The 15,923-nt window shown below is 52.7% G+C and carries 14 protein-coding genes and 1 tRNA gene; 1 reads left to right on the top strand and 14 read right to left on the bottom strand.

Annotation, left to right across the window (positions count from 1 at the left end; genetic code table 11):
* Positions 1–167: 167 nt before the first annotated feature.
* The 5 genes from lysS to xerD form a co-directional block, all read right to left on the bottom strand.
* The gene (gene lysS / locus CWI71_RS10235; RefSeq protein WP_126755179.1) at positions 168–1,685 is read right to left on the bottom strand and encodes a lysine--tRNA ligase; all 1,518 of its coding nucleotides are present in this window, start codon (positions 1,683–1,685) and stop codon (positions 168–170) included.
* Between the two features lie 41 nt (positions 1,686–1,726).
* Positions 1,727–2,825 (bottom strand): peptide chain release factor 2 gene (prfB, locus tag CWI71_RS10240; protein ID WP_126755180.1). Its coding sequence is split into 2 segments (ribosomal slippage): positions 1,727–2,749 and positions 2,751–2,825, totalling 1,098 coding nucleotides; the frame shifts between segments, so codons are not numbered across the junction.
* A 45-nt stretch (positions 2,826–2,870) separates the two neighbouring features.
* A complete protein-coding gene (gene recJ, locus CWI71_RS10245) occupies positions 2,871–4,598 on the bottom strand; it encodes a single-stranded-DNA-specific exonuclease RecJ (protein WP_126755181.1) in 1,728 nt (575 codons plus the stop codon).
* 3 nt (positions 4,599–4,601) lie between these two features.
* Positions 4,602–5,357, bottom strand: coding sequence for a bifunctional protein-disulfide isomerase/oxidoreductase DsbC (dsbC, locus tag CWI71_RS10250; RefSeq protein WP_126755182.1), 756 nt, complete (start codon positions 5,355–5,357; stop codon positions 4,602–4,604).
* An 82-nt stretch (positions 5,358–5,439) separates the two neighbouring features.
* The gene (gene xerD / locus CWI71_RS10255) at positions 5,440–6,351 is read right to left on the bottom strand and encodes a site-specific tyrosine recombinase XerD (RefSeq protein ID WP_420849304.1); all 912 of its coding nucleotides are present in this window, start codon (positions 6,349–6,351) and stop codon (positions 5,440–5,442) included.
* A gap of 88 nt (positions 6,352–6,439) precedes the next feature.
* Between xerD and CWI71_RS10260 the strand changes: the two genes are divergently transcribed.
* Positions 6,440–6,524, top strand: a tRNA-Tyr gene (locus CWI71_RS10260).
* Positions 6,525–6,529: 5 nt separating this feature from the next.
* Here the strand turns inward: CWI71_RS10260 and CWI71_RS10265 are convergent.
* The 9 genes from CWI71_RS10265 to bamA all read right to left on the bottom strand — a co-directional run bounded on the left by CWI71_RS10265 (position 6,530) and on the right by bamA (position 15,899).
* Positions 6,530–7,498, bottom strand: coding sequence for an NAD(P)H-quinone oxidoreductase (locus CWI71_RS10265; RefSeq protein ID WP_126755184.1), 969 nt, complete (start codon positions 7,496–7,498; stop codon positions 6,530–6,532).
* Positions 7,499–7,517: 19 nt separating this feature from the next.
* Positions 7,518–8,354 (bottom strand): pirin family protein, encoded by an 837-nt coding sequence (locus tag CWI71_RS10270; protein ID WP_126755185.1) that lies wholly within the window; start codon positions 8,352–8,354, stop codon positions 7,518–7,520.
* Positions 8,351–9,316, bottom strand: a complete 966-nt coding sequence (locus CWI71_RS10275) for a glutathione S-transferase family protein (RefSeq protein WP_126755186.1) — start codon at positions 9,314–9,316, stop codon at positions 8,351–8,353. The genes CWI71_RS10270 and CWI71_RS10275 overlap by 4 nt, the downstream gene beginning before the upstream one ends.
* 98 nt (positions 9,317–9,414) lie before the next feature.
* The gene (gene lpxB / locus CWI71_RS10280) at positions 9,415–10,569 is read right to left on the bottom strand and encodes a lipid-A-disaccharide synthase (protein ID WP_126755187.1); all 1,155 of its coding nucleotides are present in this window, start codon (positions 10,567–10,569) and stop codon (positions 9,415–9,417) included.
* A gap of 3 nt (positions 10,570–10,572) precedes the next feature.
* Positions 10,573–11,337 (bottom strand): acyl-ACP--UDP-N-acetylglucosamine O-acyltransferase, encoded by a 765-nt coding sequence (lpxA, locus tag CWI71_RS10285; protein WP_126755188.1) that lies wholly within the window; start codon positions 11,335–11,337, stop codon positions 10,573–10,575.
* A 3-nt stretch (positions 11,338–11,340) separates the two neighbouring features.
* Positions 11,341–11,796 (bottom strand): 3-hydroxyacyl-ACP dehydratase FabZ, encoded by a 456-nt coding sequence (gene fabZ / locus CWI71_RS10290; protein WP_126755189.1) that lies wholly within the window; start codon positions 11,794–11,796, stop codon positions 11,341–11,343.
* A gap of 20 nt (positions 11,797–11,816) precedes the next feature.
* The gene (gene lpxD, locus CWI71_RS10295; RefSeq protein WP_126755190.1) at positions 11,817–12,836 is read right to left on the bottom strand and encodes a UDP-3-O-(3-hydroxymyristoyl)glucosamine N-acyltransferase; all 1,020 of its coding nucleotides are present in this window, start codon (positions 12,834–12,836) and stop codon (positions 11,817–11,819) included.
* A 5-nt stretch (positions 12,837–12,841) separates the two neighbouring features.
* Entirely contained in the window at positions 12,842–13,357 is a 516-nt protein-coding gene (locus CWI71_RS10300) for an OmpH/Skp family outer membrane protein (RefSeq protein WP_126755191.1), read from the bottom strand.
* A 55-nt stretch (positions 13,358–13,412) separates the two neighbouring features.
* The gene (bamA, locus tag CWI71_RS10305; protein WP_126755192.1) at positions 13,413–15,899 is read right to left on the bottom strand and encodes an outer membrane protein assembly factor BamA; all 2,487 of its coding nucleotides are present in this window, start codon (positions 15,897–15,899) and stop codon (positions 13,413–13,415) included.
* Between the last annotated feature and the right edge of the window lie 24 nt (positions 15,900–15,923).

Here is a 15,923-nt window from a genome sequence, read left to right on the forward strand (position 1 = left end):
GATCTCGGGGAGCACTTCATCCTACCAATGAGGAGAACCGAACGAATTTATCCACGAGAAGTGCGATCCAAGCAGGTCAAATACCCCGTAAAAAAAATGCCAGTCAGCTCTTAACTGACTGGCATTACGCTACTGCGGGTTTTTTTTGTTATTCATCTCGTTCAATCTTAGTCTTTGCTGCGCGGACGCATGTGCGGGAACAACAGCACGTCACGGATCGAAGGTGAGTCGGTTAACAGCATGACCAGGCGGTCAATGCCAATTCCTTCGCCGGCAGTTGGTGGCAGGCCGTGCTCAAGCGCTGTAATGTAATCTTCGTCAAAGAACATCGCCTCATCGTCACCGGCTTCTTTTTGCTCCACCTGATGCTGGAAGCGTTCTGCCTGATCTTCTGCGTCGTTTAGCTCCGAGAAGCCATTTGCCAGCTCACGGCCGCCGACGAAAAACTCGAAACGATCGGTCACGAAAGGATCTTCATCGTTACGACGGGCCAGTGGCGAAACTTCTGCCGGATAGGCTGTAATGAAGGTTGGCTGAATGAGTCGATGTTCCGCCACTTCTTCAAAAATTTCAATTTGTACCTTACCCAGTCCCCAGCTTGGCTTGACTTTGATGCCCAGGCTTTCTGCCAGTGCCGTGGCGGCTTCAAGTGTGGCCAGTTGCTCAGCGGTTGCCTCTGGTAAGTATTTCAGAATCGCTTCGTTCACGCTCATGCGCGTAAATGGCTGGCTGAAGTCGTAGTCAACGCCCTCGCTCTGAAAGGTGCTGGAACCCAGAATCTCCTGGGTCATGCCGCGTAACATATCTTCGGTCAAATCCATCAGATCACGATAGTCCGCATAAGCCCAGTAGAACTCAAGCATGGTGAACTCTGGGTTGTGCCGGGTCGACAGGCCCTCGTTACGGAAGTTACGGTTAATTTCAAAGACTTTCTCAAAACCACCGACAACCAGGCGTTTCAGATAAAGCTCCGGCGCGATACGCAAATACAATTCCATATCCAACGCGTTATGATGAGTGACAAACGGCCGTGCCGCAGCGCCGCCTGGAATGGTTTGCATCATCGGCGTTTCAACTTCCAGAAACTGCTTTTCAGTCAGGTAACGACGGATGTAATCAACCACTTTCGAGCGCACAATAAACGTGCGGCGTGAAGCGTCATTAGTGATTAAATCAAGATAACGCTGGCGATAGCGGGTTTCCTGATCGGCCAGACCATGAAACTTATCCGGTAATGGGCGCAGCGCTTTGGTCAGCAGCCGCACGTCGTCTACCTGAACGCTAAGCTCACCGGTGCCGGTAATAAACAAGGTTCCGGTCGCGCCGACGATGTCACCAAGATCCCACTTTTTAAATTCCTGGTTATAAAAGCCTTCCGGCAGATTATCGCGGGCAACATACAACTGAATACTGCCACTCATATCTTTAATGGTTGCAAAGCTGGCTTTACCCATGATGCGCCGGGTCATCATACGACCGGCGACAGCCACCCGAATGCCCTTCTCCGCCAGCTCTTCCTTTGCCACATCATCATACTCAGCATGCAAATCGGCAGCTAAATGCTCACGGCGAAAATCGTTCGGGAACGCCACACCGCGCTCGCGCAAGGCTTTAAGTTTGGCCTTTCGCTGAGCTATTTGTTCATTTACATCAACAACTTCGGTGCCTTGCGTTTGGTCTGTCATGGTTGGTTTCCTATCTTTACAATTACTTCAGGACGCCGGGTTTACAGGCCCGACTTTAAACTTGCTTCAATAAATGGATCGAGGGCGCCATCTAACACGGCCTGCGTATTCCGGTTTTCCACGCCTGTGCGCAGATCTTTAATGCGCGCGTCATCCAGTACATAACTGCGGATCTGGCTACCCCAGCCGATATCCGACTTACTATCTTCTAAGGCCTGCTTCTCTGCTAGCTGCTTTTGCAGCTCCAGCTCATACAGTTTTGCCCGCAGCTGTTTCATTGCGGCGTCACGGTTTTTATGTTGCGAACGGTCACTCTGGCACTGCACCACAATGCCCGTTGGCTCATGGGTAATCCGGATCGCAGAATCAGTACGGTTAACGTGCTGTCCCCCGGCGCCCGACGCGCGATAGGTATCAACCCGCAGATCCGCCGGGTTGATCTCAATATCAATGGAATCGTCAATCTCCGGGTACACGAACACCGAAGCAAATGACGTATGGCGACGGTTGCCCGAGTCAAAAGGCGACTTCCGCACCAGCCGATGCACGCCCGTTTCGGTGCGTAACCAACCGTAGGCATAGTCACCCTGAATTTGCACCGTGGCTGATTTAATGCCCGCTACCTCGCCTTCAGATAACTCGGTGATTTCGGCTTTGAAATCATGGCTTTCGGCCCAGCGCAGATACATACGCAACAGCATATTTGCCCAGTCCTGGGCTTCGGTGCCGCCTGAGCCAGCCTGAATATCAAGGTAACAGTCAGCGGCGTCTTGCTCGCCCGAGAACATGCGGCGGAATTCCAGCGTTTCCAGCTGCTGCTCCAGCCCTTCCAGCTCAGCGACGGCTTCGTTATAGGTGTCCTCGTCTTCGGCTTCGACCGCCAGGTCAACCAGACCTTCCACATCGTCCAGGCCCTGTGCCAGGGTCTGCAGGGTTTCAACCACCTGCTCCAGACTGGCGCGTTCTTTACCCAACGCTTGCGCGCGCTCTTGGTTTTCCCATACCGAAGGGTCTTCCATCTCGCGAGTAACTTCTTCTAAACGCTCAACTTTTTGATCATAGTCAAAGATACCCCCGAAGCGCTTCACTGCGCTGGCGCATCTCTTTTATGGCGACATAAGTAGCATTGGTCTCGAACATATAAACTCTCAATTCATCCGCGGTTGAATGCAAAGGGACGGCATTTTACCGTAAAGGTTGTAAATGCTCCACCAACAGTTGCACATTGGTCTGCCCACGAAAGTGATTGAGCTGCAATTTATACAGCAGTCGTGCATTTCGCACGCTGAGATCAGGCCAGGATTCGGTAGCAACGTTAAAGGCAATGGCATCCACGACGATGCCATCAGCATGGCGCAGCACCAGTTTCAGGTGACGCTCTCCCACAATCCGTTGTTGCAGCAGTTCAAATACATCGTCAAAGACCGGCTCGGGAAAGCCTTGTCCCCACGGACCCAGTTGCTGTAACTGCTCGACAAAACCAGTGGTAAAACAGGAAGCATCTAACGCGCCGTCACTTAGTATCTGGCGCTCTAACGCCTGCGGTTCCAGCCAGTCGACAGCAACCGCTGTCGCCGCCTCACGAAATGCCTCCAGGTGTTCTGGTGCCAGTGATAATCCGGCGGCCATGGCATGACCACCGAAACGCTCAATTAAGTCAGGCTGCAGGGTATGTACGCGTTCCAGTAAGTCGCGCATGTGTAAGCCCGGAATAGAACGCGCCGAGCCCTTAAGCAGACCATCATCGCCAGCGGCAAAGGTAATCGTCGGACGGTGAAACTGTTCTTTGACCCGCCCGGCGACGATACCGATCACCCCCTGGTGCCAGTCCGGCTGATGCAGCACCAGCAATGGCGGTAAAGCGTCGCTGTTGAACTGTAACTGCGCGACATAGCTGGCGGCACTTTCGCGCATTTCCGTTTCAATAGAACGACGCTCACTGTTGAGGTCATTCAGTTGCTGTGCCAGACGTCTGGCTTCCTCAATATCATCACTGAGTAAGCATTCAATGCCTATCGCCATGTCATCCAGGCGTCCCGCGGCATTAATCCGTGGCGCAATCGCAAAGCCTAAATCGCTGGCCTGCAGCTGCGCGGGATCACGTTGCGTCACGCTAAGTAAAGCATTAATACCAGGGCGGCAATAGCCACGGCGAATGCGCTGTAACCCTTGCTGCACCAAGACCCGGTTGGTGTCATCAAGCTTTACAACGTCAGCGACAGTGCCCAAGGCGACCAGATCGAGCCAGTCTGCCAGGTTGACTTCTGCCGCGCGATGGCCGGCCTCACGCGCCTGAGCACGCACAGCGAGCAACAGGTAAAAGGCGACGCCGACGCCGGCAATCGCTTTACAGGGAAACTGACAGGCCGGCTGGTTCGGATTCACAATCGCGTAAGCCGGTGGCAGTTCGGCGCCCGCCAGGTGATGATCAGTGACAATCACATCAATACCTGCAGCATTGGCTGCTGCGACACCGGCATGACAGGAAATCCCGCTATCGACGGTGATCAACAGCTCAGCGCCCTGCGCTTTGGCATAATCCACCAGGTTCGGCGATAGCCCATAGCCATCAGTGAAGCGATTCGGCACGCAGAAACTTACATTGCGCGCGCCCATCGCCTCCAACGCCGATACCATCAGCGCTGTTGAGGTTGCGCCATCAGCGTCAAAGTCACCACAAATACAAATGTGTTGCCCGGCCCGCAATGCCTGCATGACCCTGGCGGCGGCGCGCTCACAGTCATGCAGTTGCGAAAAATGGGGTAAATGCTGCAGGCGTAAATCGAGCTGCGTGGTACTGCGAATGCCGCGACGGGCCAGAATCTGGCGCAATACCGCAGGCAATTGCTGCGGCAAGCCGCTTATCTCCACGTCAGCGCGTCGCACAATGGCGACGGGCTCAGCGTGTGCCATGATTTAGCCCTGTTTTAGCATGGTCAGTAAACGACTGGCGTCGACCAGACCCGGAATTAACTCACCGGAAGGCAGTACCATCGCTGGCGTGCCACGCACACCAAATTTATTGCCAAGCGCAAAGTGTTCATCGACCGGGTCATCACAGCTTGCGGCTTGCAAACGTTGATCGCTCTTCGCCGCAGTCATCGCCGCCTGTGGATCAGCAGCGCACCAGACCGCTTTCAATTGCTGGTACGCGCTCCCTTGCAAACCACTACGCGGCCACGCCAGATAACGAATAGTGATACCTTTTTGCAGGTAGTTGTCGAGGTTATTATGTAACTGACGGCAATAGCCGCAGGTGGGGTCAGTGAAGACCGTGACAACGTACTTTTCATCTTCCGCCCGGTAGGTTATCGCCTGCTCGGCAACCGCCGCAATGTCACGCTGGCGCATGCTGCGAATCGCTTGCTCACTTAAATTAACCGGTTCACTGCCGGTAATATCGTAAATACGTCCGCCAATCAGCTTTTTACCGTTATCGGCAACATAAATCAGCCCCTGATCGGTGATCACTTCGTACACGCCAGCAACGGAGGATGGTTCGACCGATTCAATAGCAAATCCCATCTGCTGCAAATAACTACGGTTGAAATCGGCTGAATTTGCTGCCTCTTGTGCTTCCGCCTTTTGCGTGTTTTGCGAGCTTTGCGCTTCACCTTGCCCGGTGCAAGCCAGAAGGGTCAGCAGACTTGCTGCCATTACGAATTGTTTCATAGCGTTCTCGTATGTTTACTGCTGTTAATCATTGGATAGCGCCCAGTGTAACCTGAATTATCTGTTGGCGCAGCCTCTTTGCCTACGCCCGCGGGTGATGTGTCGCATGCAGTTGCTGCAAACGTTCACGGGCAACATGGGTATAAATTTGTGTCGTCGACAGATCGCTGTGGCCAAGCAGCATTTGCAGTACGCGTAAATCAGCCCCATGGTTGAGCAAATGTGTCGCAAACGCATGGCGTAAGGTGTGCGGTGAAAGATGCGAGCGAATATCGGCAACCTTGGCATAAAACTTAATCCGGTGCCAGAACGCCTGCCGCGTCAACGGCCCACCGCGACGGGTCACAAACACAAAATCACTGGCTTGCGAGGTTAGCTGCGGGCGCCCTTGTTCCAGATAAAGCTGCAGCCATTCCAACGCCGTTTCGCCTAATGGCACCAGCCGCTCTTTATTACCTTTACCGACAATACGCACCAGCTCCTGCTGCGTCGACACCTGAGTGAACGTCAGGCCAGTGAGCTCACTGACCCGTAAACCGGTCGCGTAAAGTACCTCCAGCATGGCGCGATCACGTAGTTGCACGGCATCGCTTATTTGTGGCGCGTTCAGTAGTGCTTCGACTTCCGCTTCAGCCAGGCTATGCGGAATGGCCTGTGGCTGTTTGGGTTGGCGCAAGCGAGCGGTGGGATTCTGGCTACACAACCGCTCCTGCACTGCGTAGGCATAAAACTTTTTCAGGGCGCTGATAGCGCGCGCAGTGCTGCGCGGTGACAGGCCCTGTTGCCGACGCCAGAGCAGGTAGTCCTCAATATCCGCCGTGGACGCTTCAAGAAGCGCTGCCTGCTCGCCGCGATGGGCCAGTAAAAACTGCCAGAATTTTTTCAGATCAGTGCCGTAGGCAACACTGGTATGTTTACTGATACCTTGCTTCAGCCACAGCCGGTCAAGGAAGTTGTTTATAATTTCAGCGTATTGTGTCGACAAAGTAAGCAACCTGATCAGAACGGCTTAAAATTCCGCGAGCTTTTATCATAGCGGGGTTTACAGCTTGCCTCAATCTGCTAATATGCCTGCTCTTCGTGGAGGGGTTCCCGAGTGGCCAAAGGGATCAGACTGTAAATCTGACGGCTCAGCCTTCGCAGGTTCGAATCCTGCCCCCTCCACCATTTTCTTACCAGGCCATGACCAGTTTTCCCTGCGTTCGATTTTCACGCATCCGCGTCAGCGCCGTATGCAACTCTGTTACCGGAAAAACCTCGTCGACGATGACCTGACAGTCGCCCGTGCGTAATAACGGCCACAAATTTTGTTCCAGCGCGCGCATGATCCGGCCTTTCACTTGCAATGGCTGATTGCGCAAGGTACTGCCCTGAATACGTTGCCGCTTCATCAGTAACCGCCCGGCATCGATGTTGGCGGTACGTCCGCCCATTAAACCCAGCACCACAATACGACCATCGAGATTCAGTACCTGTTGATCCTGCGCCAGATAGTCGCCGGCCACCGGATCGATAATAACGTCAGCGCCACCCCAGTCCTGCACCGCAGCGACAAAGTCGCCCTGGTGTCGGTTCCAGCCAGCTTCGGCCCCCAGTTGCTGACAATAGCTAATTTTTTCATCACTGCCGGCGGTCACAAACACCGGATTATGATTATGCCGCGCCAGTTGCAGCGCAGCCAGACCCACGCTGCTGGCACCAGCATGTAGCAACAATCGTTCACCGGCCTGCAGCCCGGCAACCTCATACAGATTATACCAGGCAGTAGCATAAGCCTCGCACAGCGCTGCGCCTTGCTCAGCACTTATTTCATCGGGTAATACCGCCACCTGCTGCTCGCTGACGACCACATGGTCGGCATAGCCACCAGCGGCAAGTAACGCACATACACGATCGCCGATTTTTAGCCGACTCACCGCCGGGCCCACCGCTACCACCTCGCCACTGGCTTCCAGGCCAAGAATATCAGAAGCACCGACAGGCGGTGGGTAGTGGCCCGCCAATTGGGCTAAATCAGCCCGGTTCAGGCCAAAATGACTGATCGCGATGACCACCTCATCAAGCTGCGGTGCTTTGATTTCAAATTCACAGGAGCTAGGTACCCCCTGTTCAACGCGAAAACCTGTAGCGAGTTGCGGCATACTTAGCTCCTCTTTTACGCTAACCGGTCAGGCGACCGCGCTGATAGTCATCGATCGCCTGCTCGATTTCAGCCTGAGTATTCATCACAAACGGCCCGTACTGAGCCACCGGCTCACCAATCGGTTGCCCGGCCAACAGCAGGATGCCAGCCGCAGCCGTCGAGCGCAACGTCAACGCTGCATCAGGCGCTAAACGAGCCAGCTCACCGCGGCGCAGCAATTGGTCATTAATTGCCACCTCGCCCTGATAAACATAGGCCAGCCGCGTTTGTTGGCTGATTGCAGTCTGCTGCCAGGAAGCAGGCCCGGTAAAGCGCAGATCCAGCATCTGAAAGCTCTGTTCAGGTTGCTGGACCGGTCCACGAAAACGCTCGCTGTCGTGCTCATACTCACCCGCTACCAATCGTAGCGTCAGGTTTTCCAGTTCAATTTCGGGAATCTTATCCGCCGGGTGGTCCGCCCACTGTGCCGGACTCATTTTGTCCTTCGCCGGCAGGTTCAGCCACAACTGAAAGCCCCACATCAGGCCTTCTTCCTGTTTGGGCATCTCGGCGTGAATAATCCCCCGGGCCGCTTTCATCCACTGCGCGCCGCCAGCCTCGACAACGCCGGTATTGCCCTCTGAGTCCTGATGCTCCATGCGCCCCGCCAACATATACGTCAGGGTGACAAAGCCACGGTGCGGATGGGGCGGAAAGCCAGCGATATAATCATTGGGATTGTCGGAGCGGAATTCATCCAGCATCAGGAATGGATCCTGATAACGTAGCGACGGTTGATTGATAACGCGGGTCAGCTTTACACCGGCGCCGTCTTGCGCTGGCATTCCGCGATGTCGGCTTAGTATTGGGTTCATAATACCTCTCCGCGGCTATGCGCCGCATTAAAATCAAGTTCGGGCCCACGCGGCACAATTTGGGTCGGGTTAATCATGGTATGGCTGGCATAATAGTGAGTTTTAATATGGTCCATCACGACCGTTTCCGCGACTCCCGGCACCTGATACAAAGCCCGCACATAGTCCCACAGGGCCGGGTAATCAACCAGGCGTTTGTGATTGGTCTTAAAGTGGCTGTAATACACGGCGTCAAAGCGCACCATCGTGGTAAACAAACGCCAGTCAGCTTCGGTCACCTGATCACCGGCCAGAAAGCGTTGCTGCGATAAGCGCTGCTCGAGCTTCTCCATCGTGTCGAACAAGGCATCAAAGGCTTCCTCGTAGGCCTGCTGCCCGGTAGCAAAACCGCATTTATAAACACCATTATTAAGGTTGTGATAAACCTCATCGTTAATACTGTCTATCTCGCTCTGTAACCCCTGCGGATAAAAATCGTAGTGATTTCCGGTAACCTCATTGAACGCGCTATTGAACATGCGAATAATATCGGCAGATTCGTTACTGACAATGGTCTGCTCCTGTTTATCCCATAGCACCGGTACCGTTACCCGGCCGCTGTAGTCAGGATCAGCTTTTAAGTACAACTGATAAAGAAAGTCGTGGCCGTATAAGGGGTCATGCAATGGACTATTTATGTCACTGCTGAATTCCCAGCCATTTTCCAGCATCAGCGGTTGCACCACTGAGACACTGATATGCTCTTCAAGCCCTTTGAGTTTACGGAAAATAAGAGTGCGGTGTGCCCACGGACAGGCAAACGACACATACAAATGGTAACGGCCGCTGACCGCCGGAAATTCGCTGTCCGGATCGGCGCTGAGCCAGTTGCGAAACTGTGACTCACTGCGCTTAAAGCGACCACCATGCTTGTCGGTATCGTACCACTTGTCCTGCCACTCACCATCGACTAAAAGTCCCATGTCACACCTCTTTGCTTAAAAACGATGATTACAGTATAGGACGAATTAAATCGATTGATGAGTGCGAAAAACGGGAGGAACTTTTCGAAAAAATAGAATTATTTAGTCGTTTGCGCTAACTGCAATGCCACTTTTGCACTGACCGCATCGGCATTCCGCTGCAGCGCACGGTGCAGTTCTGTGAAGCGATCCAGCAACTGGCCATGCTGCGCAGCGTCAAGTTGCTGCTCCAGCGCGTCGGCTAACTGGTCCGGGGTAACTTGTTGCTGCACCAGCTCAGGCACCAGTGGCGCATCGGCCAGCAAATTAGGCAGGCTGAAATACTTTGCTTTAAACATACGTTTGATTAACTGATAACTTAGCCAGTTAAAACGATAAGCAACCACCATCGGGCGTTTAATCAGCATCGCTTCCAGCGTCACCGTCCCTGAGGTCAGTAACAGGCCATCTGCTGCGGCCATGGCGGTTCGTGACTGTCCATCGATAAGTTGCAGGGGCAAATCAGGTGCCAGTTGTTGCTGCAACTGCCGAAACTGTTGCGCCCGCGCGGCGGAAATCATCGGACTGATAAATTCGCTGTCGGGATGCCGGCGCAGAAACTCCGCCGCCGCGGCGAGAAAAATCGGCCCCATGCGGGCAATTTCACCGCTGCGACTACCTGGCAGCAACGCAATACGACGCTTGGCCGCACTTAACTTCAGCTCATCCCGCGCTGCTTGCTGATCCCAATGCATAGGAATGGCGTCAGCCAGTGGGTGTCCGACAAAAGTGGCCGGCAAGTCATGTTCATCGTAAAAAGCCTTTTCAAAGGGCAATAAACATAACACATGATCAACGCTGGCCTTAATGCCTTTAATACGGCCCTGGCGCCAGGCCCATACACTTGGGCTCACATAGTGCATGGTCGCAATGCCCCTGGCTTTCAGACGCTTAGCGATGGTTAGGTTAAAATCCGGTGCATCAATACCAATAAAAACATCGGGACGACGCTCTATCAACGCATTGACGATATGTCTGCGGTGGCGTAACAGGGTCGGCAGTCGGCTTACCACTTCGGCAATGCCCATCACTGCCAGATCATCCATCGGTACCAGGCTGTGCAGCCCTTCAGCAGTCATCAGCGGACCGCCAACACCAATGAATTCGACTTCACCATGCTGCGCCCGTAGCTCACGCATTAAGCCGGCACCGAGCAGATCACCCGAGTGTTCACCGGCTAAGACGCCAATCACTAATGCGGGTTTGGTCGCCATGGTTCAGCGAATAATACCGCGCGAGCTGGTCTGCACAAAGCGGATAAGATCAGCGAGTTCAGGCGCCTGCCAACCTTCCATCTCGGCGACCGCTTCATCGACCGTCAGACCTTTGCGGTAGAGTGTTTTAAAGGCACGCTTGATGGTCATTACCTGCTCTTTGCTAAAGCCACGGCGCTTAAGCCCTTCACTATTAATAGTGCGTGGCACGGCATTGTGACCTTGCGCCATGATATAGGGTGGAATGTCCTGCACCACCACGGAGTTCACCGCGGTAAAGGCATGGGCGCCAATATGGCAGAACTGATGCACGCCGGTAAAACCACCCAGAATCGCCCAGTCCCCCACATGCACGTGACCCGCCAGAGTGGTGTTATTCGCCAGTATCACGTTGTCGCCGACCATACAGTCATGGGCGACATGCACATAAGCCATCAGCAGGTTATGACTGCCAATACGAGTTAAACTCTGGTCCTGTACCGTACCGCGATGGATCGTGACGCACTCACGAATAACGTTATGGTCACCGATTTCGAGCCGGGTCGGTTCACCGTTATATTTTTTGTCCTGACAGTCCTCACCTACCGACGCAAACTGAAAGATCTTGTTGCCTTTGCCGATGACCGTCGGCCCTTTAATAACCACATGGGGACCAATCCAGCAGTCGTCGCCAATAACCACGTCAGGCCCGACAATACTGTAGGGCCCGATGGCGACATTACTGCCTAACCTGGCATTTGCATCGATGATCGCTGTTTCGTGTATCACTGATTAGGTTTCTCTTCTTGCGCAAATAATATCGGCACTACAAGCCAGCTCACCGGCTACTTCCGCACGGCCTTTAAAGACCCAGATACCACGCCGTTCTTTTTCAAAACTAACATGTAAATCCAGTTGATCACCAGGAATCACCTGCCGTTTAAAGCGTGCGTTATCAACGCCTGCAAACAAGTATAGGTCATTGGCTCCGGGCTTGCTTTCAGTGATTTTAAAGCCTAATAAGCCTGCCGCCTGAGCCAGCGCTTCCAGAATTAAGACACCCGGGAAAATGGGATTATTGGGAAAATGTCCGGTAAACAGATTTTCGTTTACGCTAATATTTTTCACCGCATGAATATGTTTTTCTGCGTCACAGCTCACCACTTTATCTACCAGCAAAAACGGATAGCGGTGCGGCAGCAGACGCATAATTTCATGAATATCGAAGGCGGAGTCAGATGCTGACAAAATTGAATCTCCGTAAGTAATTAAACGTCGAGTCGCTTCTCGATTTTCTTCACCCGCTGGAACAAGTCGTCCAACTGACGGAAGCGGGCACCGTTTCGGCGCCACTCGCGATGAGGAGCCGCAGGAATTCCTGAGGCATAAACGCCAGGTTCGGTAATCGCTTTAATGACCATCGAAAACCCGCTGATCTGCACATCGTCACATATTTCAATGTGGCCATTAATTGCCGTGGCGCCACCGATCAGGCAACGCTTACCGATGCGACAACTGCCGGCAAGAACCGTACAGCCTGCAATGGCGGTGTCTTCGTCAATAAAGACGTTATGGGCAATTTGACATTGATTATCAATAATACAGCCGCTGGAAATGATGGTGTCATCTAACGCGCCGCGGTCTACGGTGGTATTCGCGCCAATTTCAACACGGTCATGAATGACCACCCGGCCTAACTGGGGAATTTTCACCCATTTACCGTTTTCATTGGCCCAGCCAAAGCCGTCAGCGCCAATTACCGCGCCGCTGTGTAACAGACAGTCACGACCCACAGCGCAATTATGGTAAATCACCACCTGTTGCCAGATCTTGGTGTTGGCACCAATTTGCACCCCGGGGCCAATATAACAGCCCGCGCCGATTTGTACGTTATCGCCAATCACGGCATTATCGGCAATAATTGTCAGCGATCCAATTGCAACGTTGGCGCCCAGGCGAGCCGTGGTCGACACTTGTGCACTGGCGGCGATGCCTTCGGCTGCGTCGGGGGTGGTGTCTAACTGCTGGGCAATTTTAGCAAAGCCAGCATAGGGATTTTTAGTTACCAGCGCGGCCATTCCTGCTGGCAATTCGACATTTGGCGCAACAATCACCGCGCTCGCCTGCGTCATTTCCAACTGCGCGCGATATTTTTCATTGGCCAGAAATGCAATTTGCCCCGACTTCGCCGAGGCAAGCGTTGCAACGCCGGTGATGCTCAATGCGCCATCACCGACCCATTCGGCGTCAATCACTGACGCCAACTGTTGCAGAGTCATTGCATGCATCAGACTTAGTTTCCGCCTGTCATTTTAGCAACAACAGCGTCGGTCAGATCAAGGTTTTCACCAGCATACAGAACTGATTGACCGTTGATGACCAAATCAAAACCCTGATCACGGGCAACTGCTTGTGCTTCGCGCGCAATTTCCATCATCAGACGGTTACGCTCTTCATTCTGACGACGCTCGCTGTCTTCACGCAAAGCTTTATATTTCAACTGACGACGGGTTTCGAGCAGTTCAATTTCACGGCTAAGCTCAAGACGCTCTGAAGGTGACATGATTTGTGCGTCACGCTCAGCTTTTTCTTGCAACGACTGCAATTCAGCGGTCATTTTATCCAGCTCGGCAAAGTCGTCTTTAAACTCTTCCTGCAGGCGCGTTGAAATTTCCTGAGCTTGTGGCAGCTGCTGGAAAATATTCTGCAGGCTGACAACGCCAACTTTCTGCTGTGCTTCAGCAGCATTGGCAAAAACTGCAGAGGCTAGCACTGCTGCTGCTACGGTGGTTTTCATTAATGCTTTCACTTAACTACTCCTGTTATTCTGAATTTTGTTGTGCAACACAGCTAAGACTCTGGTCTTAGAAGGTTGTTCCAAAGTTGAAACTAAATGTTTTCGCACGGTCACCTTCATAATCCTTGATTGGACGACCAAACGCAAATGTCAGTGGGCCCATAGGCGACAACCATTGCACCGCGATACCCGCAGATGCGCGATACAGATCCGGCGAACTAAAGTCTTCCAGACGGTTATTCAGGTTACCCACCTGCTGCAGGTTACGGTACTTATCGTACTGGAACTCAGTGTCCCAGACACTACCGATATCAAAATAAACGCTGGTGCGCACCGAGTTCTTCGCCTCTTCTTTGATAAATGGCGTTGGCACAATCAGCTCAATACCGCCGGCATACATGGCGTTACCGCCTACCGAGTATTGGCTTACAGCGACAGTATCAGCGCCCGGACCAACGGGCAATTCACCTGGCACGCCACCAAAACCCGGAGGGCCGATAATGCTGTCAGGGTAACGATAAATGGCGCGTGGACCAATGGTGTTCGGCTCAAAGCCACGTAAATCGTCACTGCCACCAATACGGAAGTTCTCATAGAACGGGAAGATATAATCGTTACCGTCATCGTCGCTACCGTAGCCATTACCGTAGCCGACCTTGAGTCGGGTCAACAGCACAAAAGTGTGGTCCTGGGTCAGTGGCCAGTAATGTTTGAAGTCATAGTTGACCCGGAAATAGCGCACATCACTGCCCGGAACTGTCACCTCAGCATTCACCCGATTCATGGTACCGGCGGTCGGGAAAGTACCACGGTTGAGCGTCACCCGGTTCCAGCCGGCTTCCAGCGAGACCATATCGAAGGCGACACCGGAATTCGGATCCTGGTTATCAATGAAAGGCTGATAGAAGCGTTTCACCTGCTCGTAACCTTCAACATTCGTGATTTCTTCACGGCGCACCATGGCACCGAAGTTAATGCTGCTGATTTCGTTAATCGGGAAGCTGACATTCGAGCCAATACCGACACGCTTGGTATTGTAACGGATCAGGTTTTCCTGACGACCGGCATCGAATTCATTTAAGAACACCTGACCCGACAAGTTCACGCCGTCTTTGGTGAAATAACGATCCATGTAAGACAGGCTCAGCGTACGGTTAAAGCGGTTGGTATTGATATTAATTGCGGCTCGGTTACCGGTACCTAAGAAGTTATCCTGTGAAATCCCTACCCCAATCTGCAGCTTGGAGTAATCGCCATAGCCCAGTTGGAAGTTAAATGAACCCGACGGCTGTTCTTTCACGACGTATTCAATGTCAACCAGATCGTCGCGGCCATTCACGCGATTGGTTGAGGTTTCCACGGTTTCAAAGAAGCCCAGGCGCTCAAGGCGTAATTTACCCTGCTCAACCATTTCATCGTTTAACGGGGCACTCTCAAACTGCCGCATTTCGCGACGCAGCACTTCGTCCTCAGTAACAATGTTACCGCGGAACTTAATGCGGTTGACGTAAACCCGCTTGCCCGGATTCACCGAGAAAACCAGATCGACCTGCTTGGTTTCTTCGTTAATTTCCGGAATGGCACGAACTTCAGGATAAGCATAGCCATAACGACCATAGAGTTTCGCTACCAGCTCTTCCAGATAGGTGACTTGCGATGCGCTGTACTGGGTACCGGCTTCAATTTTGGTCAGCCGTTCGACAACTTCACCCTGACCGCGTAAGTCACCCATAACCCGGGTTTCATTGACGGTAAAGATCTCACCTTCATTAATATGAATGGAGATATACACACCAGAACGATCCGGCGTCATGCTGACCTGTACTGACTCAATCGCAAAAGTCAGATAACCACGGTCCTTGTAGTAAGACTCAAGGGTTTCCAGATCGCCGCTTAACTGTTGCTTCTGATAGGTCCGTGCGCCAATAAAGTTCCACCACGGTAGTTTATCTTTCAACTCGAAGTTAGCCAGCAACTGGTCATCACTGAACACCTTGTTGCCGACAATGTTAATCTGCTGAATTTCAGCTGACTCACCTTCTTCAAAATCAATCTCAAGCCGGACGCGATTGCGCGGCAGGCGAATAATATTCACTTCAACCTGGGCATTATATTTACCGATGGAGTGGTAAAAATCTTCCAACCCGGTTTCAATGCTTGAAATAGTGGTTAAATCAAGCGGTTCACCTTCAATAATGCCCTGATCGGTCAGGCTCTGGGTCAACTGCTCGTCTTTAATGTCGCTGTTGCCTTCAAACTCAATGGCACTAATAGTGGGACGTTCGGTAACTTCAAACACCAGCGTATCGCCAATGCGCTTCACCACAATGTCGTTAAAGTGCGTCGAGGAATAAAGCGAGCGAACGGAAGCCTGGATATTTTCACTGTCGACGGAGTCGCCCACCCGAATTGGAATGTAAGTGAGCGCGGCACCTAAAGCGACCCGCTGCAAACCACGTACGCGTATATCTTCTACGACAAATTCGTCAGCACTGTAGGCTGGTAAGGCAGCACCCGCCATGAGGGCACTTAAAAATAGCTTTTTCAACGTCATTCTGTGCTACTTATTTGTTTGTTA

Origin of the sequence: Pseudidiomarina insulisalsae, from assembly GCF_003987065.1 — a bacterium.
GTDB classification, from domain to species: Bacteria; Pseudomonadota; Gammaproteobacteria; order Enterobacterales; family Alteromonadaceae; genus Pseudidiomarina; species Pseudidiomarina insulisalsae.